Genomic DNA, 21,150 nt, shown 5'->3' on the forward strand with positions numbered 1-21,150 from the left:
TGCCCCCAAGGCCAGCCGCATAAACACTCCGTTAATAGCCCCCGATGTGCAGCTTGGCCACAATACACGAGCGCACCGGATGCAATTTGTCCCTTGCTCCGCTAGCATTAGCCGCTTCTGCTTCCTTCGCTGCGACGGTTTTCGATGAGTTATCAGGTTCTTGCACGTAAATGGCGTCCGCGCTCGTTCCGCGAAATGGTCGGCCAGACCCATGTGCTCAAGGCTCTGATCAATGCCTTGGACAGCCAGCGGCTGCACCACGCCTACCTCTTCACCGGTACCCGTGGGGTCGGCAAGACCACCATCGCGCGGATCATTGCCAAATGCCTTAACTGCGAAACAGGTATCACTTCGACCCCCTGTGGCGAGTGTTCGGTGTGTCGCGAAATCGACGAAGGGCGCTTTGTCGACCTGATCGAGATCGACGCCGCGAGCCGCACCAAGGTCGAAGATACCCGCGAATTGCTCGACAACGTGCAGTACGCCCCGAGCCGCGGGCGCTTCAAGGTCTACCTGATCGACGAAGTGCACATGCTCTCCAGCCATTCCTTCAACGCACTGCTCAAAACCCTTGAAGAGCCGCCTCCCTACGTCAAGTTCATCCTGGCGACCACTGATCCGCAGAAACTTCCTGCAACGATTCTGTCGCGGTGCCTGCAGTTCTCCCTGAAGAACATGACGCCGGAGCGGGTGGTCGAACATTTGACCCACGTGCTGGGTGTCGAGAACGTGCCGTTCGAAGACGACGCGTTGTGGCTGCTGGGCCGAGCCGCCGACGGGTCGATGCGTGACGCCATGAGCCTGACCGACCAGGCGATTGCCTTCGGTGAAGGCAAGGTCATGGCCGCCGACGTGCGGGCGATGCTTGGGACTCTCGATCACGGGCAGGTCTACGACGTCCTGCATGCCCTGATCGAAGGCGATGCCAAGGCGTTGCTCGAAGCCGTCCGCCACCTGGCCGAACAAGGCCCGGACTGGAACGGTGTGCTCTCGGAAATTCTCAATGTGCTGCACCGTGTTGCCATCGCCCAGGCCTTGCCGGAAGGTGTCGATAACGGTCACGGCGACCGTGATCGCGTGCTGGCACTGGCCCAGGCGTTGCCGGCCGAAGATGTGCAGTTCTACTACCAGATGGGCCTGATCGGCCGCCGCGACCTGCCGCTGGCGCCGGATCCCCGGGGCGGTTTTGAAATGGTGTTGCTGCGGATGCTGGCGTTCCGGCCCGCAGACACCGCGGATGCCCCGAGGCAACCGCTAAAGCCAGTGGGGATCAGCCAGGCCACAGTTGATTCCGCAAACTCAGTGGCTGCCGCGCCGGTTGTTGCGCCGGTAGTCGCTGCGGCCGTTGCACCGATAGCGGCTGCGCCAGTGGCGGCTCCAGCGCCTGCACCTGCACCGGAACCGGTTGCGCAGGTTGTTGTGCCTGTACCTGTACCTGTACCTGCGCCTGTGGTTGAAGCGGCCGTGGTCGAAGAGGTGGTCGACCTGCCGTGGAATGACCCGGTCGAGCCAGCCCCCGTTCAGCAACCGGCGGTGGAGCCGCTGCTGGAAACCGCCAGCGAACAACCCGAATTACCGCCGATGCCGTTGCCGACGCCGGACAGCGTGGTGCCGGACGCCCCGGAGTGGGCCGCCGCGCCGATCCCGGAACCATCGGTGACCGCCGTCGATGCCGCGACGCCGGGCATGGACCTGGATGACGAGCCGCCGCTGGATGAGGACTACATCGAGCCGGACATGGATTCGGCCTATAGTTACCTCGACGAACTGGCCAGCGAGCATGCCGCCGACCCGGCTCCGGAGCCCGAGCCTGAGCCCGCGGCAATGCCCGCTACCGGCCTGGCCCTGCAATGGCTGGAGCTGTTCCCGAAATTGCCGATCTCCGGCATGACCGGCAGCATCGCCGCCAACTGCACGCTGATCGCGGTCGATGGCGACAATTGGCTGATGCACCTGGACCCGGCCCACAGTGCCTTGTTCAACGCCACTCAACAGCGTCGCCTCAACGATGCGCTGAACCAGTATCACCAGCGCACGCTGACCCTGAGCATCGAGCTGATCAAGCCCGAGCAGGAAACCCCGGCACAAGCGGCTTCGCGCCGCCGCGCCAACCGTCAGCGCGAGGCGGAGGAATCGATCCATGGTGATCCGTTCATCCAGCAAATGATGCAGCAGTTCGGTGCGGTGGTCCGTAACGATACTATTGAACCTGTCGACGCCCTGGTCACTCAGGGCTAATAACGCAAGGCGCCCGGCCGCATGGGCCGAGTGCTGTTTTAATCCAAGTACTTTTGAGGTGATTACCATGATGAAAGGTGGCATGGCCGGCCTGATGAAGCAGGCGCAGCAGATGCAGGAAAAAATGGCCAAGATGCAGGAAGAACTGGCCAACGCCGAAGTCACCGGTAAGGCCGGTGGCGATATGGTCACCGTGGTGATGACCGGTCGTCATGACGTCAAGAGCGTGACCATCGACCCAAGCCTGGTTGAAGGCATGAGCGAAGACGACAAGGAAATGCTGGAAGCGGTCATCGCATCCGCGGTCAACGATGCCGTTCGCAAGATCGAAGCCAACAGCCAGGACAAAATGGGCAGCATGACTGCCGGCATGCAACTGCCGCCGGGCATGAAACTGCCATTCTGATTCGCCTTCAGGCGGCAGATGAGTTACAAAAATGCCAGGCATAGCGCCTGGCATTTTTGTTTCTGCCTGTTAGGTATGTGTCGCCCGTGACGCCGCCTTCGCGAGCAGGCTCGCTCCCACAGGGATTACTTTCCAAATGTGGGAGCGGGCTTGCTCGCGAAGAATTCACCCCGGTGCAACTGAATAAACATCGAACGCCATACCGCCACAAAGGTCTGCTCCCTATATCACTGAACCTCATCGATCACAGGAGACGCTGCCATGTCCGACCCCATGACCCTCAATCAACGCATTGTCCTGGCTTCTCGCCCGGTGGGTGCGCCAACGCCGGAAAACTTCCGCATGGAACGGGTGGCGCTGCCGGACCTGGCCGACGGTCAGGTGCTGCTCAAGACCGTTTTCCTGTCGCTGGATCCCTACATGCGCGGACGCATGAGTGACGCACCTTCCTACGCCGCACCGGTGGAAATCGGCGAAGTGATGACCGGGGGTGCTGTCAGCCGGGTCGAGCGCTCGCTCAATCCGAAGTTTCAGGAGGGTGATCTGGTGGTCGGTGCCACTGGTTGGCAAAGCCACAGCATCAATGACGGTCGCAGCATCATTCCGATTCCCGCGCTGCCAAGCCCTTCGATGGCCCTTGGGGTGCTGGGGATGCCGGGCATGACCGCGTACATGGGCCTGATGGACATCGGCCAGCCCAAACCTGGCGAAACCCTGGTGGTGGCGGCCGCGTCCGGGGCGGTGGGTTCGGTGGTCGGCCAGGTGGCGAAGATCAAGGGGCTGCGCGTGGTTGGTGTGGCGGGTGGTGCGAAAAAGTGCCGTTATGTGGTCGACGAGTTAGGCTTCGACGCCTGCATCGATCACAGGAGCCCGGATTTTGCTGAGGAACTGGCGCAAGCCTGTCCCAAGGGCATCGATATTTATTATGAAAATGTCGGCGGCAAAGTGTTCGACGCCGTGGTGCCGTTGCTCAATCCCAAGGCGCGGATTCCACTCTGCGGCCTGATTGCCTCTTATAACGCCCATGAAGCGCCGAGCGGCCCGGATCGCCTGCCACTGTTGCAGCGCACCCTGTTGACCAAGCGGGTGCGCATCCAGGGCTTCATCGTGTTCGATGACTATGGCGATCGTCAGCCGGAATTCCTCAGCGCCATGGCGCCCTGGGTGCGCGATGGCAAGGTGAAGTTCCGCGAAGACGTGGTCGATGGCCTGGAACAGGCGCCCGATGCGTTCATCGGCATGCTGGAAGGGCGCAACTTCGGCAAACTGGTGGTTCGGGTTTCCCGGGACTGAGTAATTGACGCTGCAATTTGACGCTCAACCGAGGCGCGGGTATAAACCGCGTCTCGTTGTTTTGTCGGACTTTTCCACCATGAGCTTCAGCCCTTTGATTCGCCAACTGATCGACGCCCTGCGAATTTTGCCAGGCGTGGGTCAGAAAACCGCCCAGCGCATGGCGTTGCAGTTGCTCGAGCGTGACCGCAGCGGCGGCTCGCGACTGGCGCTGGCGCTGAGCCAGGCCATGGAAGGGGTCGGTCACTGCCGCTTGTGCCGTACGCTGACGGAAGATGATCTGTGCCCGCAATGCGCCGATACCCGTCGCGACGACACCTTGCTTTGCGTGGTGGAAGGCCCGATGGACGTCTATGCGGTGGAGCAGACGGGTTTCCGTGGGCGCTATTTCGTGCTCAAGGGGCATCTGTCGCCGCTCGACGGCTTGGGCCCGGAAGCCATCGGCATTCCGCAGTTAATGGCGCGGATCGAAGAGGCCGGCACATTCGCTGAAGTCATCCTGGCCACCAACCCGACCGTGGAAGGTGAAGCCACAGCGCACTACATCGCCCAATTGCTCAGCAGCAAAGGCCTGATCGCCTCGCGTATCGCCCATGGCGTGCCGCTGGGTGGTGAACTGGAACTGGTGGATGGCGGGACGCTGGCGCATTCGTTTGCCGGGCGTAAGCCGATTTCGCTCTGAGTTCATGTGGCGTCCATGCTGACGCCATCGCGAACAAGCCCGCTCCCGCAGGGTTTTGTGTTTGCCGCATGATCCGGGCACGACGCATAACCTGTGGGAGCGGGCTTGCCCGCGAAGGCGTCCTCTCAGACACCGCAACTACAAGATCTGCCACCCCCCACCCAACGCCTTGTACAGCGCAATACTCGCCTGCATCCGCGACAGCCGCAGTTGCACGTTCAAATCCTGCGCCGCATACAGCGTGCGCTGGGTTTCCAGCACCGTCAGTAAATCCTCGGCCCCGGCCTGGTAACGGCTTTGCGCGATGTTGAACGCGGTCTGCGCCTGGCTCAGCTCTTCACTCTGCCACCCGCGTTGTTCATCCAGTCCGCGAATGCTGTTGAGGGCTTTTTCGACGTCGGCGAAGCCGTTGATGATCGCGCCGCGATAAGTCTCCAGCAGTTCTTCCTGGCGCGCCGTGGCCTTGTCGCGCTGGGCGCCGAGGCGGCCGTTGTTGAACACCGGCGCGAGCAGCCCGGCAGTGAGGTTGTAGAAGGGGCTGCGCAGAATGTCGTCGGCCCGGTCGGCGCCGGAGCCGATTTCGGCGGTGAGGGTCACGGTCGGCAGCATCGCGGCCCGGGCGACGGTGACGTCGGCCTGGGCCGCGGCCAGTTGCGCCTCGGCCCGGGCAATGTCCGGACGGCGGCTGAGCAACTGGCTGGGTACCCCGGCGTCAATCGCGGGCCAGGTCAGTTGATCGAAGTGTTCCTGGCCCAACGACAGCGCCTGAACCGGGCGGCCGAGCAGGGCGGCGAGGCTGATCCGTGCATCCTCGGCCTGTTGCTGCACCAGCGGCAGCTGGCGTTGCTGCGCCGCCACCAGGCTTTTTTGCTGCGCCAGTTCCAGGGCCGTGGCCGAGCCCGAATCGAAACGGGTCTGCACCAGTTTCAACACGCTTTGGGCATTCGCCAGATTCAACCCGGCGATGCGGCTCTGCTCCTGCAATGACAAGGCTTGCGCGTAGCCGTTGGCCACGCCGCTGAGCAACGTCAATTCCACCGTGGCCTGATCGAACTCGCTGGCTTGCAGACTGAATTGCGCACTGTCGCGGCTGGCCCGTTGGCCACCCCAGAAATCGATTTCGTAGCTGGCAACCAGGTTCGCCGTGAAGTAGTCGACGGCATCGTTATCGCTGTCGGCATCGAGCTGACTGTAGCCGCTGCCGCGCAGCAGTTTCTGGCGATTGGCGTTGACCCCGGCCTTGACCTCGGGCAGTTGCGAGCCGCCGGCAATCACCGTGTCGGCCTGTGCCTGGCGCACTCTTGCGATGGCCGCGGCCAGGTCGTAGCTGCCCAGCCGTGCCTGTTCGATCAGGCGCCCCAGTTGCGGGCTGCCGAAGCGGTTCCACCATTGCTGGTTGTCATGGACAGAGCCTGCGCTGTGCGGCGATTGCCAGGCGGCCGGCGGCTGGATGCCGCTGTCGGGGCGCTGGGGCGGGGTGCCGCAGGCACTGAGCAACAGGCACAGGGTTAACACACTGAGTGGCGGCTTCATCAATCGATCATTCACTGGTAAGGGCCGTGACCGGGTCGAGTCGGGCAGCCTTGCGGGCCGGCATGTAGCCGAAAACGACACCGGTGACCAGGGCGCAGCCGAAGGCGCCCAGCACCGCTATCAGGGAGAACGCGACAGCGACTTCGCTGAAAATCAGCACGCCACCGACGATCAGCGCCAGGGCAATCCCGGTGAGGCCACCCACCACCGAGAGCATCACCGCTTCGGTGAGGAACTGGCGCAGGATGTCGCGCTGGCGGGCACCGGTGGCCATGCGGATACCGATCTCGCGGGTGCGTTCGCGCACGGTCATGAGCATGATGTTCATCACGCCGATCCCGCCCACCAGCAACGAAATCGCCGCAATCGAGCCGAGCATCAGCGACAGGGTGTTTTGCGTGCGCGCCTCGGCCTGGATCATCGCCGCGTTGTTGGTCAGTTCGAAATCGTGCTTGCCGTTGTGCAGGCGCAGCATCAGTTGCTCGATGGCTTTTTCGGTTTCCTTGACCTTGCGCGCATCGGCGGCGGCGATGGCGATGTACTCGGGATTGTGGGTGCCGAACAGCCGCACACTGGCGGCGGAGTAGGGGATGGCGATGCGGTCGTCGCTGTCGGAGTCGCCGGAGCTGGCGCCTTTTTCCGCGAGCACGCCGACCACCTGGAAGGGGACGTTTTCGATCAGGATGTACTGGCCGATCGGGTTGGCCACGTCCTTGAGCAGTTTGGTCCGCACCTTGTGCCCGATCACCGCGACCGCCGCGGCGTTCTGTTCATCGGCGTGGGTGAAGTAGCTGCCTTCGACCACCGGCCAGTTGAAAATCGCCGGGAAGTTGGTGTCGTTGCCACCGACGTAGCTCAAGTGGTCGAGGTTGCCAAAGCGCACCCCGGCCTCCTGGCCGTTGACCGGCATGATCCGCATCACCTGGGGCAAGCTGGCAATCGCCGCGACTTCATCGAGGGTGACGATGCCCATGGGCGTGCGCGGGTTGGGCGCCGAGCCGCTGAGGTAAATGATGTTGGAACCGAACGCACCCATCTGCGCCATCACCTGGCGCTTGCTGCCTTCGCCGACGGCCAGCATCACCACCACCGAAGCCACGCCTATGATGATCCCGAGCAAGGTCAGTGCGGTGCGGAACTTGTTGATCCACATCACCCGCCACGCCGCGTGCACGGCATCGACCAATTCGCCTTTCCAGGCGCCGGTGGCTTCGGCGCCTTCGCTCAGGCGTCTGCGCAGATCGACGGCTTGCAGGGCGCCGGGGTTGGCCGAGTTTTGCGCGGTGGGATTGTCCCGGGCGCTGTCGCTGATGATCTCGCCGTCGCGAATTTCGATGATGCGTTTGGCCCGGGCCGCCACTTCGCGGTCGTGGGTGATGAGGATCACCACGTGGCCCTGGCTGGCCAGTTCGTCGAGCAGGGTCATGACCTCGGCGCCGCTGTGGCTGTCGAGGGCGCCGGTGGGCTCGTCGGCCAGGATGATGTGGCCGCCATTCATCAACGCGCGGGCAATCGACACCCGTTGCTGCTGCCCGCCGGAGAGTTGATGGGGGCGGTTGCCGGTGCGCGAAGCCAGGCCGAGGCGCTCGAGCAGAGCGGCGGCGCGGGCGTGGCGTTCGGCGGCCGGGGTGCCTGCGTAGATCGCCGGCATCTCGACGTTTTCCTGGGCCGAACCGGATGGAATCAGGTGGTAGCCCTGGAACACAAAACCGAAGGCTTCGCGCCGCAGCCAGGCCAGTTCGTCACTGTCCAGGGCCGCGACGTTTTCCCCGGCGAAGCGGTATTCGCCCGAAGTAGGGCGGTCGAGGCAGCCGAGGATGTTCATCAGTGTCGATTTGCCGGAACCGGAAGCGCCGACAATCGCCACGAACTCCCCGGCATGGATCGACAGGTCGATGCCACGCAGCACATGGACTTCAGGCGCATCGCCACCGCCGTAGGCTTTGCGGATGTCCGAAAGGTCGATCAGGGGCGTGAGCATTCAGCCGCCACTCCCGTCGACCGGGCCGATCAACAGGTGATCGCCTTCTTGCAGGCCGTCGAGGATCTGCACCCGCAGGCGGTCGCTGATGCCAGTGCGCACGTTGCGCTGTTCGATGCTGCCGTTGCTGGCGACCACTTGTGCTGTCTGCCGGTCTGTCTGCGGGCCGGCCTGCAGGGCTGCTATGGGCGCGGTGAGTACGTTCTGCGCCTGATTGGCGACGAAAAATACCTGGGTGGTCATTTCCGCCATCAAGGCGTTGTCGGCGTTGTCGACGTCCAGCAACACGGTGTACAGCACCACGCGGGCACTCCCGCTTTTGCTGGCGCTGGCGGGGCTGCCGCCGCCCTGGCTGGTCTGGTCCAGCGGCTTGGGCGGGACGGGGAGGATTTGCCGCACGGTGCTGGTCCAGCGCCGGGTGCCGCCACTCAGGGTGGTGAACCAGGCGTGCATGCCGGGTTTGACGTGGCCGATGTCGGCCTCCGAGACCTCGGCCCACACGGTCATCGGCGACAGTTTGGCGATGCGCAGGATCAGCGGCGTTTGCTGCTGGGCGTTGAGGGTCTGGCCGACCCGGGCATCCAGCGCGACCACGGTGCCGGCCATTGGTGCATATATGCGCGTGTAGCCGAGCTCCGCCTGGTCGCTGCGCAGGCTGGCCTCGGCCTGGCGGATCTGCGCCTGGAACATGTCGACCCGTGCCTGGGTGGCGCGCAGTTCGGCCTGGGCGGTCTGCACGTCTTCTTCACGGGTGGCGCCGCCGGCGGCGAGGTTCTGTTGACGCTGGTACTTCTGCCGAGCCAGGTCGTGTTGCGCGCGTTGTTCCTGCAGCTGCGCCTTGAGATTTTCGACGGAGAAGCGCCCGGCATCGAGTTTGGCCTGTTGGGTGGACGGGTCGATTTCCACCAGCAATTGGCCTTCCTTGACCACATCGCCGACTTCCACATGGATCTTGTGGATCTGCCCGGACGCCTGGGCGCCGACGTCGACATAGCGCCGCGGTTGCAGGGTGCCCAATGCGGTGACGCTGCTTTCAATGTCGGCGCGGCTGACCTGGACGGTGGCGAACCCGTCGCGGCCCGGCGGGATGAACTGCCAGGCGGCGACGGCAACCACGGGGATCAGACAAAGTGCTGCAAGCAGGGCGCGTCGGGTCTGTCGGGGACGTTTCATGCAGGGTTCCGGCCTGGGAAAATCGGCCCGTCGTTCAGCAGCGGGACGATGGCTGAACGCTGCCGGCAGGGCCGGACAGGGACGGGGAGCTGTCCTGTAAACGTAGAAAGCACCGGGGAATTTAGGTGCTGAAACAAACTAATGTGGGAGCGGGCTTGCTCGCGAAGGCGGTGTGTCAGGCGCATGAATGATGAATGTGCCGGCCTCTTCGCGAGCAAGCCCGCTCCCACATAGTTCACGACTATTTATCGGGCAAGTTGAAGCAGTACTTTAAATCTATATGAGAATTACTATAAATTACGCGACTCGAACTGCCACTATCGTGCCACTGTGTGATTCAGCAGTCGCCGAAACGGCTCAAGGACAGAAACCGCACCCCCGTGCGGACGGGAGTCATGTTGGAAAACTACTATCGCGAACTGGTGTGTTTCCTGAACGCCAGGCTGGGCAACCGTCAGGTGGCCGAAGATGTGGTGCATGACGCTTATCTGCGGGTTCTGGAGCGCTCCAGTGATACGCCGATCGAGCAGCCCCGGGCATTCCTTTATCGCACCGCCCTCAACCTGGTTATCGATGACCATCGACGCAACACCCTGCGTCAGGCCGAACCTCTGGACGTGCTCGATAATGAGGAGCGCTATTTCACCCCTTCGCCGCAAAACGTGCTCGATCATGGCCAGCGCCTGGACATGCTCCAGCGGGCCTTGGCGGAGTTGCCACGGCTGTGCCGCGAGAGTTTCCTGCTGCGCAAGATCGAAGGCCTGTCCCATCCGCAAATTGCCGAGCAACTGGGCATTTCCCGGGCAATGGTCGAGAAGCACATAGTCAATGCCATGAAGCATTGCCGTATACGCATGCGGCAGTGGGACGCCCAGTGATCCTGCGCGGTTAAATTTTTTTTCACGGTCCTCGTTCCTACTCAACAGACGACCTGTTGTGCGGCCCTTGGCGGGTCAGGTCACTTAGGTTCAATGCCCCGCTCTTGAGGGGAACATCCAGAGGACACTGGACATGACACAGGCAATTGCATCGCCCCTCGTTCACGACCTGATCGGCGTCGGATTCGGCCCGTCGAACCTGGCACTGGCCATCGCGCTGCAAGAGCGCGGGGCGAGCCAGGGCAACCTGGATGTGCTGTTTCTCGACAAACAGGCCGACTACCGCTGGCACGGCAACACTCTGGTGACCCAGAGCGAGTTGCAGATTTCCTTCCTCAAGGACCTGGTGACCCTGCGCAATCCGACCAGCCCTTACTCGTTCGTCAATTACCTCAAGGCCCACGGGCGCCTGGTGGACTTCATCAACCTGGGCACCTTCTATCCATGCCGCATGGAGTACAACGACTACCTGCGCTGGGTCGCCGGGCAGTTCACCGCGCAAAGCCGCTATGGCGAAGAAGTGCTGACCATCGAGCCGGTGCTGCACAACCATCAGGTCGAGGCGTTGCGGGTGATTTCCCGCGATGCGACGGGGCATCAACAGGTGCGCACCACCCGTTCGGTGGTGGTCAGCGCCGGTGGCACGCCACGCATTCCCGAGGTGTTCAAGGCGCTCAAGGATGACGGCCGGGTGTTCCATCACTCCCAGTACCTGGCGCAGATGGCCAAGCAGCCGTGCGTGGACAACCGGCCGATGAGCATTGCGATCATCGGTGGCGGGCAGAGCGCGGCCGAAGCCTTCATCGATTTGAACGACAGCTTCCCGTCGGTGCAGGTGGACATGATCCTGCGCGGCTCGGCACTCAAGCCGGCCGACGACAGCCCCTTCGTCAACGAAGTGTTCTCGCCGGAGTTCACCGACCTGGTGTTCCAGCAGCCCGACAGCGAGCGCGAGCGACTGGTCAACGAGTACCACAACACCAACTACTCGGTGGTGGACATCGATCTGATCGAGCGCATCTACGGCATCTTCTATCGGCAGAAAGTCTCGGGCATCGCCCGTCATGCGTTCCGTACCCTGACCACCCTCTCAAAGGCCACCGCCAACGAACGGGGCATCGAACTGGTGTTGCGCAACAACGCCACCGGCGAAGTCTCGGTGCGTCACTACGACGCCGTGGTGCTGGCCACCGGTTACGAACGGCAGATGCACCGCAAGCTGCTGGCACCGCTGGAGGAGTACCTGGGCAATTTCGAGGTCGATCGCCACTACAAGCTGATCACCGATGAACGCTGCAAGGCCGGCCTCTACATGCAGGGCTTTTGCCAGGCCAGCCATGGGCTGAGCGACACCTTGCTGTCGATCCTGCCGATTCGTGCCGACGAAATTGCCGGTTCGTTGTATGAGCATGGCAAGCATCGCGGGCATGGGCGGTCGGTGGTGGATTTGTTGTTGGCCACGGCCAGCTAGGATCTTCAGCGCCTGTCAGGCCGCCTTCGCGAGCAAGCCCGCTCCCACAATTGATCTGCGAACACAGGTCAAAATGTGGGAGCGGGCTTGCTCGCGAAGAGGCCATAAAAAACACCACAAATTTTGATTCCTGAACCCTTCCTGAAGAACCCCGCGATTCCCCCTGCAATATTTTGTATCGGGTTTACTCTCCAAACATCGGGGCGTAAGCTTCGCGCGTTTTCATCCATTACGGAGACCCACAGTGGGTACTTGTTCGAGTGACAGTTGTCGGCCGGTCTCGGTAACCGGCATTTTCTCGGCAAGATAACGCGCAGTCTCCTGTGCCGTTGTCTCGCCGAAAAGCGAGCAGCGGCATCCTGATCATGGCCAGTCCCGGCCGTGTCCCGACGCCCCTCTCATCGACGCTGAACAGTGCGTGGTTTCGACTTTTTGTCGTAGCCGCCGCTCTATCGACACGCCTGTCATTCGTGACCGGCGCGCCTGGCCTTGCTTTGCCGGTTGTCCCGGCGGCAGCGGCGTGGACCTGCCTGCTCGACGGTTTCCCGGCTGACCAAAGGGGCACCAGCCATGAAACTTACCCTCAAGGAATTCTTCGCAGGCTTCCTGCGTAACCGCCACATCGCCCGGCACTTCCGTCGCCTGGCGTTGCTGGAAACCTTCACCGACACCACGGTCAGCCGTGAAGTCCCGCCCACCCTGGCGCAAACCCTGGTGGCCGCTGCCGGTAGCGACACCGGTCAATTGCTCAACACCCTGGGCAGTCACACCGACGGCTTGAGCGAACTCGAAGCCGATGCCCTGCGCGAGCAATTCGGCCTCAATGAAGTCGAGCACGAACAGCCGCTGCCCTGGTGGACGCACCTGTGGCACTGCTACAAGAATCCGTTCAACCTGCTGCTGACGTTGCTGGCGGTCATCTCCTGGCTGACCGAAGACATGAAAGCCGCCATCGTGATTTTCTCCATGGTGGTGCTCTCGACCTTGCTGCGCTTCTGGCAGGAAACCAAATCCAACCAGGCCGCCGATGCTCTCAAGGCCATGGTCAGCAACACCGCCACGGTGATGCGCCGGGACCTTGAGGACCGTGGCGCGCAGCGCATCGAATTGCCGATCAGGCAACTGGTGCCGGGCGATCTGATCGTGTTGTCGGCCGGCGACATGATTCCCGCCGATTGCCGGGTGCTCAGCGCCAAGGACCTGTTCGTCAGCCAGGCGGCCATGACCGGCGAGTCGATGCCGGTGGAAAAGTTTCCCCATCAGCAGGACCGCAACACGCTCAATCCGCTGGACCTGGACAACATCCTGTTCATGGGCACCAACGTGGTGTCCGGCACGGCCATGGCGGTGATCCTTACCACCGGCAACAGCACCTATTTCGGTGCCCTGGCCCAGCGCGTCGGCGCCACCGACCGGGCGCCGACTTCGTTTCAGACCGGGGTCAACAAAGTCAGTTGGCTGCTGATCCGCTTCATGTTCGTGATGGCGCCGCTGGTGTTGTTCATCAACGGTTTCACCAAGGGCGACTGGAGCGAAGCGTTGCTGTTCGCGCTGTCGATTGCCGTGGGCCTGACCCCGGAAATGCTGCCGATGATCGTCACCTCGACCCTGGCCAAGGGCGCGGTGTTCCTGTCGCGCAAAAAAGTCATCGTCAAACGCCTCGACGCCATCCAGAACTTCGGCGCCATGGACGTGCTGTGCACCGACAAGACCGGCACCCTGACCCAGGACAAGATCTTCCTGGCGCGCAACGTCGACGTCTGGGGCAACGACTCGGATGACGTGCTGGAAATGGCCTACCTCAACAGCTACTACCAGACCGGCCTGAAAAACCTGCTGGATGTGGCGGTGCTCGAACATGTCGAAATCCACCGTGAGCTGAAAGTCGGCACGGCGTTTCGCAAGGTCGACGAGATCCCGTTCGACTTCACCCGCCGGCGCATGTCGGTGGTGGTCGCCGAGCGCGATCAACCGCACCTGCTGATCTGCAAGGGCGCGGTGGAAGAGGTGCTGGCGGTGTGCTCGCGGGTGCGCCATGGCGAAGTCGATGAAGCCTTGACCGAAGAACTGCTGGCGCGCATCCGTCAGGTCACGGCCACGTTCAACGCCGAAGGCCTGCGGGTGGTTGCGGTAGCGGCACGGCCAATGGTCGAAGGCCGCGACACCTACAGCCTGGCCGATGAACAGGCACTGACGCTGATCGGTTACGTGGCGTTCCTCGATCCGCCCAAAGAAAGCACCGCACCGGCCATCAAGGCCCTGGCCGCCCATGGCGTGGCGGTGAAAGTGTTGACCGGCGACAACGAACTGGTGACGGCGAAGATCTGCCGCGAAGTCGGCCTGGAACAGCAAGGCCTGCTGATGGGCAACGACATCGAACGCATGAGCGATGCCGAGCTGGCGAAGGCAGTGGAGACCACTAACGTCTTCGCCAGGCTGACGCCGTCGCACAAGGAGCGCATCGTCCGGCTGCTCAAGGGTAACGGCCATGTGGTCGGTTTCATGGGTGACGGCATCAACGACGCCCCGGCCCTGCGCACCGCCGACATCGGTATTTCCGTGGACAGCGCCGTGGACATCGCCAAGGAAGCGGCCGATATCATCCTGCTGGAAAAGAGCCTGATGGTGCTGGAGGAGGGCGTGCTGGAAGGGCGCCGGACCTTCGCCAACATGCTCAAGTACATCAAGATGACCGCCAGTTCAAACTTCGGCAACGTGTTCTCGGTGCTGGTGGCCAGTGCGTTCATCCCGTTCCTGCCAATGCTGCCGATGCACCTGCTGGTGCAGAACCTGCTCTATGACATTTCGCAGATCGCCATCCCGTTCGATAACGTCGATGACGAAATGCTCAAGCAACCGCAGCGCTGGCAACCGGCGGATGTCGGGCGCTTCATGCTGTTTTTCGGACCGATCAGTTCGATCTTCGACATCACCACGTTCGCCTTGATGTGGTACGTGTTCGATGCCAACACCCCGGATCACCAGACCCTGTTCCAGTCCGGCTGGTTCGTGGTCGGGCTGCTGACCCAGACCCTGATCGTGCACATGATTCGCACGCCGAAGATCCCGTTCCTGCAAAGCCGCGCGGCCATGCCCTTGCTGGTGATGACCGGATTGATCATGGCCGTGGGGATTTTCCTGCCGATGGGACCGCTGGCGCATTACTTCAAGTTGCAGGCGTTGCCGTCGCTGTACTTCGTGTTCCTGCCGGTGATCCTGCTGGCGTACATGGCGCTGACCCAGGCGGTGAAGGGGTTCTACATTCGCCGGTTTGGCTGGCAATAAGGCCGCGAGGCTGGCCAATCAATGCAACCCCTGTGGGAGCGAGCTTGCTCGCGATGACTGAGTGTCAGTCGGTATCTATGTCAACTGACACACCGCTTTCGCGAGCAAGCCCGCTCCCACAAGGGGATCGTGTGTTTTTCAAGGATTTCATCATGCAAGCACTTAACAACCTCAACCTGACCTCCCTGCTCGACACCCTGGTCAGCCTCAGCGCGGCCTTCATCCTCGGTGGCCTGATCGGTTTCGAGCGCCAGTACCGGCAGCGCACCGCGGGCCTGCGCACCAACGTGCTGGTGGCGGTGGGCGCGGCGATTTTCGTCGACATGGCCAACCGTCTCGCCGGTGCCGAAGGCGCCGTGCGGGTCGTAGCCTACGTGGTTTCCGGCATCGGCTTTCTCGGTGCCGGGGTGATCATGCGCGAAGAGGGCAATGTGCGTGGCCTCAATACGGCCGCAACGCTCTGGACCTCGGCGGCAGTCGGTGCCTGCGCCGGTGCCGACCTGCTGGCCGAGGCCTTGCTTGGCACCCTGTTTGTGCTCGCGGCAAACACGCTGCTGCGGCCAATCGTCAACAACATCAACCGTCAGCCGCTGGATGTGATTTCGGCGGAAGTCACCAACATCGTCTACGTCATTGCCCGGCGCACGCAGCAGAAAACCGTGCTGGCCTTGCTCGAAGCCGAGCTGGAACGCAGCAACTACCCGGCCAGCGATGTCGATGTGCATGCCTTCGGCACGGATGAAATTGAAATCGAAGCCACCCTGGCCACCACCTCGGTCGATGGTGATGAACTGGATGCGCTGGTGGCACGGATTTCAACCTCGACCCTGGTGGTGCAGGCGTTCTGGAGTCCGAGTACCACGGAGTAAAGTCCAGGGTTTCCCTGGCAAGAGTCAGACTAACCGGCATTTATTTGGGAATATTCCTACATAAACCTAGGGCGGTCTTCCGTAGGCTTTGCGACCTCTTGAAACCGACATCCTTTTGGAGGTCACCTTGCCGAACAAATCCCTGCGCATCCTGATCGCCGATGCGCAGCACTTCAACCGCCTGCGGATCGAGCGGCTGTTCAACCAGCTTGGCTATTTCCGGGTGGCTCCGGTGCAGAGCCTCGACGAGCTCCTTCCATTGGTTGAGTACGGTTGCGAGCCTCTGGATCTGGTGCTCGTCAATGGGGCGATGGCCAGCGGAGCGCTGGACCTGTTGAGTTTCTTTACCGACAACCCGCAGGTTCATCACGTCTTCATCTTTAATGAGCAGCAGGCGCCGTTGCCGCCAGTCGCGGGCAACGTCCAGGTCAGCCAGGCCGCTCTGCCGGACCTGGCGTCCGTTACGCAGTTGATGAGCGCCGTCGATCGCCGGCTACCGTTCGTCGGAACTGTCATTTCTGTCAGGTAGTTCTTTCCAGCCTTCCATGCAAGAGTCTATGCGCAGCGTTGTGCCTAACCGCTGTGGTGCCTGGAGGGCATTTTTTGCCCGATCGTGTTTTTTTGCACGGGAGTTGTCATGAAGTCAGCACTGATTGTGGAAGATCATCCGGTGGTTCGCTCCATGATCAAACTCGTACTCAAGGGCGAAGGGTTCAAGCAGATTTACGAGGCCTCCCGAGGCGATGAGGTCCTGGCGTTGATCCGGGAACATCAACCGGATGTCGTGCTGCTTGATCTGGGTCTTCCCGGTGTGGCGGGGCTTGAGGTGATGGACCGTATCAAGGCCGAAAACACGCGATGTCGCGTGGTGGTGTTCACCTCGCTGGAGGCCCAGTTCTATCAGGACCGCTGCATGCGTGCCGGGGCTGTTGCCTATGTTTCCAAGAGCAAGGACCTGGATGACTTGAAGGCGGCGGTGAACTCCGTGATGGCCGGCTATACCTATTTCGCCCAGATCCCTTCGAGTTCCGTGTCGATGGGGGAGTTGCAACGCAGTGAAAAGCAGTTGATCGACAGGCTCTCCAATCGTGAGTTGACCATTCTGCAGTACCTGGCCCGGGGTTCGAAAAACCTGGAAATCGCCGAGATCATGCACCTGAGCTACAAGACCGTCAGTACCTACAAGACCCGACTCACCCTCAAGCTCAATGTGAGCTCGTCGGTGCACTTGAGGGATTTCGCCCTGCGCAATCATTTGATCTGAATGAACGCTCTCCGACGACTGGCAGGCGGCTTGCTGATTGGCCTTCTTCTCTGGGCATCGACGGTCTGTGCGCAACAGTCGTTGACCCTGTTGGGACGCTCGAGTGCCGAAGGCCTGAGCGTCAGGTGGACGGAAACCGAACTGCACTGGCTAGAGAAAAAAAGCCGATTGGTGCTGGCGGTCTCGGCGCCGGACTATCCTCCTTTCGAGTTCAACACGGCGGGCAGGGTGTTCGAAGGCGTGACAGCCGATTACGCCGGGTTGCTCGAACAATTGTTGAACGTCGTCATCGAGGTTCAACGTTATCCGTCGCGGGCCGCCGCGGTGCAGGCCATCAAGGAAGGGCAGGCAGACCTGCTGGGAACGGCCAATCGATTTGAAGCCGAAGATCCGCTGTTACAGATGTCCAGCGCCTACGCGGTCGATCAACCGGTGCTGGTCACGCGTACCGATTTCCCTCCGGTGCTCGACCCGACACTGGCCGGCAAGCGGTTGGTGATGCTGTATCACTACTTGCCCGAATACAGCGTGCAACAGTTCTATTCCAAAGCGCAGGTCCAGCTGTTTCCCTCGACACTGGCGGCGATGGGCGCCGTGGCGTTCGGCCAGGCCGATGTCTATCTGGGCGATGCGATCAATGCCCATTATCTGATCAGCAAGAATTACCTGAACAACGTGCAACTGACGGACTTCTCGCCCATGGAGTCCGGGCGTTTTGCCTTTGCGATGGCCCGCGACAACGTTGCGCTATTGCGTGTCGTCAACAAGGCGCTGGCGGTCATCACCACCAATAAACAAATGAACATCCTGCGTCGTTGGGGGGCAAACGGGGTGTCTATCCCCGGCACCCAGTCATTGCAATTGAGCGTGGCCGAACAGCATTGGCTCGAACGCCATCCGCGGGTGAGGGTCGCGATCAACGAAAATATCCCGCCGATTTCATTTATCGACAGCGAAGGCAAGTTTCGCGGTATTGGCATCGATGTGCTGACGAAAATCAGTTTGCGCACCGGCTTGCAATTTGACATCCGCGGCATGAAGTCGGTGGCCGAGATGATGACCGGCATCACCAGCGGGCAGATCGATGTGCTGGCCGGTATCGGCCTCAGTTCCCAGCGTGAAGATCAACTGCTGTTCACCCGGTCGTTCCTGAGCAGCCCTTCGGTACTGGTGACCCACGTGGACACGGACAGCCCCAGGACGCTGGATGACATGGCGGGGAGAACCCTGGCGCTGACCCAGGGCAACATTGCCGGCGAGTACATTCGCCAGCATTACCCGCAGATCCAGCGGGTGGATGCGCCACTGTCGACGGACGCCATGGAAATGGTCGCCCAGGGCAAGGCCCAGGGCGGCATCAACTCCTTGATCAGCGCCCGTTACCTGATTTCCCGGCAGTATCGCGATCGCCTGCAAGTGACCAGCACCGTGGGCACCGACCCGGCACGAAGCACCCTGGCGACCAGTCGCGAAGCTACCGAACTGCATTCGATCCTGGACAAGGCGCTGTTGAGCATCCCTCCCGAAGAAATTGACGAGCTGACCCAGCCCTGGCGCTATGACTCGATGGTCGAGCAGAGTTACTGGCTGCGACACCGCCAGGCGATCGTGCAGGCGTTTGCGGTGGCGGGTGTCCTGCTGTTGCTCGCGTTGGCCGGGATCGTCTGGCAGCGGCGGCAGATTCGCCAGCGTCAGCAATTGCTCGGGCAATTGCAGGAAGCCAAGGACGCGGCGGACGACGCCAACCGGGCCAAGACCACGTTCCTGGCCACCATGAGCCATGAAATCCGCACGCCGATGAATGCCTTGATCGGTATGCTCGAACTGGCGCTGAAACGGGCCGATGAGGGGGAGACCGACCGCGCCGCCATCGAGGTGGCGTCCAACGCCGGGCAGCAGTTGCTGGATTTGATCGGCGACATTCTGGATGTCGCCCGGATCGAATCCGGGCATTTGTCGCTGGCGCCGGAGCGGGTCAATCTGCACGCGCTGGTGACGTCGGTCTGCCGGGTTTTCGAAGGGTTGGCGATACAGAAGAATCTGCAGTGGCGGGTCGAACTCGACGAGCACAGTGACTGCGACGTGATGCTCGACCCCACGCGCTTCAAACAGGTGCTGTCCAATCTGCTGAGCAATGCGATCAAGTTCACCCGGGAAGGCCAGGTGAGCCTGACGTTGCGAGTGCGGCCTCAAGCTCCGGCGCACCTCGCCGTCAGCGTACAGATCGAAGACAGCGGCATCGGCATCAGCGCATTCGACCAGCAACGCCTGTTCAGCCCGTTCGTGCAGGCGGGAAACAGTCAGCAGACAGCCCGGCAAGGTTCCGGCCTGGGCTTGGTGATCAGTCGTACCCTGTGCGAAACGATGGGCGGCCAGTTGCAACTCGACAGTGAGCCTGGGCGCGGGACGCGGGTGGACATCAGCCTGGTGCTGCCCGCCCTGCAAGCGTTACCCGCAGGGGGGACGCCCCAGGATCCGGCGCAGCTCACCACCCGGGCGTTGTCGATTCTGGTGGTCGACGATTATCCGGCCAATCGCCTGTTGCTCTCGCGGCAGCTGAGCTACCTGGGCCATCGCGTGGTGCTGGCTGAGGACGGGGCACAGGGGCTTGAACAGTGGCGTGGGCACGGGTTCGACCTGGTCATTACCGACTGCAACATGCCGGTGCTCAGTGGTTACGAATTGGCGGGCGCGATACGTGAGCAAGAGCGGGTGCAGGGGCTGTCGCCGACGCCGACGCTGATTCTGGGCTTCACCGCCAATGCGCAGGCCGAGGAGAAAGCCCGGTGTCAGGCCGCGGGCATGGACGATTGCCTGTTCAAACCCATTCGCCTGGTGGATTTGCAGGCGTGGCTGGCCCAGCGGTTTTCCAGCGCACCCCCAGCGGCAATCGACGACCATGGCTTCGCCGAATTCGATTTGAGCGGGCTGGAGCGCTATGTGGATTCGGACCGTGAGCTGATCGATCAACTGATGCACGATCTGGCGCTGACCAACCGCGAGGACCGCGTGCATTTGCTGGCCTTGCACGCCGGCGGCAATCGCCCGGGCTTGCAGACGCTGGCACACCGGATCAAGGGCGGGGCGCTGATGGTGCGAGCGCTTGCCCTGGTCGAGTGTTGCGAACAACTGGAGCAGGCGTGCAATGACGGCCGCGCGGCACTGATCGACGACGCCGTCGACCAGTTGCAGCAAGCCATGGCCCGCCTGGACCAGCGTCTGGAGCAGGATTGAGGCTCAATCCCAGTTTGGTGCGATGCCTTTCGGGCTGGTCAACCGGTGGCCGCGATCCAGCGTTGCGATCAAGGCCATGTCGGCCTCGCTCAAGGTCAGCTCGCGAGCCTTCAAGTTGCTTTCGAGATTGGCCCGACGCGTGGAAGACGGGATCACGGCGTAACCCGATTGCATGGCCCAGGCCAGGGTGACCTGCGCCGGAGTCGCGTGCAGGCGTTCGGCGATCTGCTGGATGAGCGGATCCTTGAGGACTTCACCGTAAGCCAGGGTCATGTACGAGGTGATACCGATGCCCTGGCTTTGTGCGAAGGCGACGACGTTGCGGTTTTGCAGGTACGGGTGCAGTTCGATCTGGTGGGTGGCGATGTGCTCGACTCCGATGGCTGCAATCGCTTGCTTCATCAGGCCGATGGTGAAGTTGGACACGCCGATCTGCCGGGTCAGGCCCAGGCGCTTGGCTTCGAGCAGGGCGCCCATGAACTCTTCGACCGGCACTTGATCGTCCGGCGACGGCCAGTGGATCAGGGTCAGGTCCAGGTAATCGGTCTGCAGTTTGCGCAGGCTTTGCTTCAGGCTGTCGATCAGACGATCACCGGCCAGGTTGGCGACCCAGATCTTGCTGGTGATGAACAGTTCGTCACGGGCGATACCGCAGGCAGCGATGGCTTCGCCGACGTCGGCTTCGTTCTCGTAGATTTGTGCGGTATCGATCACCCGGTAGCCGAGCGCCAGGGCGGTGCTCACCGAATCGATGACCACCTGGCCTTGCAAGCGAAAGGTACCCAGGCCGAAGGCGGGAATAGACATCAATGACTCCAGAGGTTGCAGTGGGGATGGGCGGCA

The 21,150-nt window shown here is 62.0% G+C and carries 15 protein-coding genes; 11 read left to right on the top strand and 4 right to left on the bottom strand.

The window, feature by feature from the left end; genetic code table 11:
• Window positions 1–144 precede the first annotated feature (144 nt).
• From dnaX to recR, 4 genes are all read left to right on the top strand, one after another.
• Entirely contained in the window at window positions 145–2,238 is a 2,094-nt protein-coding gene (gene dnaX / locus AC3IT6_RS08975) for a DNA polymerase III subunit gamma/tau (RefSeq protein WP_489354930.1), read from the top strand.
• A 67-nt stretch (window positions 2,239–2,305) separates the two neighbouring features.
• Window positions 2,306–2,644, top strand: a complete 339-nt coding sequence (locus AC3IT6_RS08980; protein ID WP_007971455.1) for a YbaB/EbfC family nucleoid-associated protein — start codon at window positions 2,306–2,308, stop codon at window positions 2,642–2,644.
• 261 nt (window positions 2,645–2,905) lie between these two features.
• The gene (locus AC3IT6_RS08985) at window positions 2,906–3,937 is read left to right on the top strand and encodes an NADP-dependent oxidoreductase (RefSeq protein ID WP_489354931.1); all 1,032 of its coding nucleotides are present in this window, start codon (window positions 2,906–2,908) and stop codon (window positions 3,935–3,937) included.
• A 79-nt stretch (window positions 3,938–4,016) separates the two neighbouring features.
• A complete protein-coding gene (gene recR / locus AC3IT6_RS08990) occupies window positions 4,017–4,619 on the top strand; it encodes a recombination mediator RecR (protein WP_008050204.1) in 603 nt (200 codons plus the stop codon).
• Between the two features lie 138 nt (window positions 4,620–4,757).
• Here the strand turns inward: recR and AC3IT6_RS08995 are convergent, their stop codons facing one another.
• The 3 genes from AC3IT6_RS08995 to AC3IT6_RS09005 are packed head-to-tail and all read right to left on the bottom strand — an operon-like array spanning window position 4,758 to window position 9,306.
• On the bottom strand, window positions 4,758–6,152 hold the full coding sequence (locus tag AC3IT6_RS08995; RefSeq protein ID WP_489354932.1) for an efflux transporter outer membrane subunit: 1,395 nt from the start codon (window positions 6,150–6,152) through the stop codon (window positions 4,758–4,760).
• Between the two features lie 7 nt (window positions 6,153–6,159).
• On the bottom strand, window positions 6,160–8,133 hold the full coding sequence (locus tag AC3IT6_RS09000) for a MacB family efflux pump subunit (RefSeq protein ID WP_489354933.1): 1,974 nt from the start codon (window positions 8,131–8,133) through the stop codon (window positions 6,160–6,162).
• Entirely contained in the window at window positions 8,134–9,306 is a 1,173-nt protein-coding gene (locus tag AC3IT6_RS09005; protein ID WP_223446117.1) for an efflux RND transporter periplasmic adaptor subunit, read from the bottom strand.
• 395 nt (window positions 9,307–9,701) lie between these two features.
• Here AC3IT6_RS09005 and AC3IT6_RS09010 point away from each other — a divergent pair, with 395 nt between their 5' ends.
• The 7 genes from AC3IT6_RS09010 to AC3IT6_RS09040 all read left to right on the top strand — a co-directional run bounded on the left by AC3IT6_RS09010 (window position 9,702) and on the right by AC3IT6_RS09040 (window position 20,307).
• Window positions 9,702–10,184, top strand: coding sequence for a sigma-70 family RNA polymerase sigma factor (locus AC3IT6_RS09010; protein ID WP_150753194.1), 483 nt, complete (start codon window positions 9,702–9,704; stop codon window positions 10,182–10,184).
• Between the two features lie 133 nt (window positions 10,185–10,317).
• Complete coding sequence (locus AC3IT6_RS09015; protein WP_489354934.1) at window positions 10,318–11,655, top strand: lysine N(6)-hydroxylase/L-ornithine N(5)-oxygenase family protein; 1,338 nt, start codon at window positions 10,318–10,320, stop codon at window positions 11,653–11,655.
• 570 nt (window positions 11,656–12,225) lie between these two features.
• On the top strand, window positions 12,226–14,940 hold the full coding sequence (gene mgtA, locus AC3IT6_RS09020; RefSeq protein WP_489354935.1) for a magnesium-translocating P-type ATPase: 2,715 nt from the start codon (window positions 12,226–12,228) through the stop codon (window positions 14,938–14,940).
• Between the two features lie 152 nt (window positions 14,941–15,092).
• Window positions 15,093–15,809 (top strand): MgtC/SapB family protein, encoded by a 717-nt coding sequence (locus tag AC3IT6_RS09025; protein WP_102672669.1) that lies wholly within the window; start codon window positions 15,093–15,095, stop codon window positions 15,807–15,809.
• 127 nt (window positions 15,810–15,936) lie between these two features.
• A complete protein-coding gene (locus AC3IT6_RS09030) occupies window positions 15,937–16,338 on the top strand; it encodes an ANTAR domain-containing protein (RefSeq protein WP_489354936.1) in 402 nt (133 codons plus the stop codon).
• A gap of 108 nt (window positions 16,339–16,446) precedes the next feature.
• Complete coding sequence (locus AC3IT6_RS09035; RefSeq protein WP_150725745.1) at window positions 16,447–17,073, top strand: response regulator transcription factor; 627 nt, start codon at window positions 16,447–16,449, stop codon at window positions 17,071–17,073.
• The gene (locus tag AC3IT6_RS09040) at window positions 17,074–20,307 is read left to right on the top strand and encodes a transporter substrate-binding domain-containing protein (protein ID WP_489354937.1); all 3,234 of its coding nucleotides are present in this window, start codon (window positions 17,074–17,076) and stop codon (window positions 20,305–20,307) included.
• A 3-nt stretch (window positions 20,308–20,310) separates the two neighbouring features.
• Here AC3IT6_RS09040 and dkgB read toward each other — a convergent pair whose 3' ends face one another.
• The gene (gene dkgB / locus AC3IT6_RS09045; RefSeq protein ID WP_489354938.1) at window positions 20,311–21,114 is read right to left on the bottom strand and encodes a 2,5-didehydrogluconate reductase DkgB; all 804 of its coding nucleotides are present in this window, start codon (window positions 21,112–21,114) and stop codon (window positions 20,311–20,313) included.
• Window positions 21,115–21,150 lie beyond the last annotated feature (36 nt).

The organism is Pseudomonas sp. KH_017 (assembly GCF_057840285.1).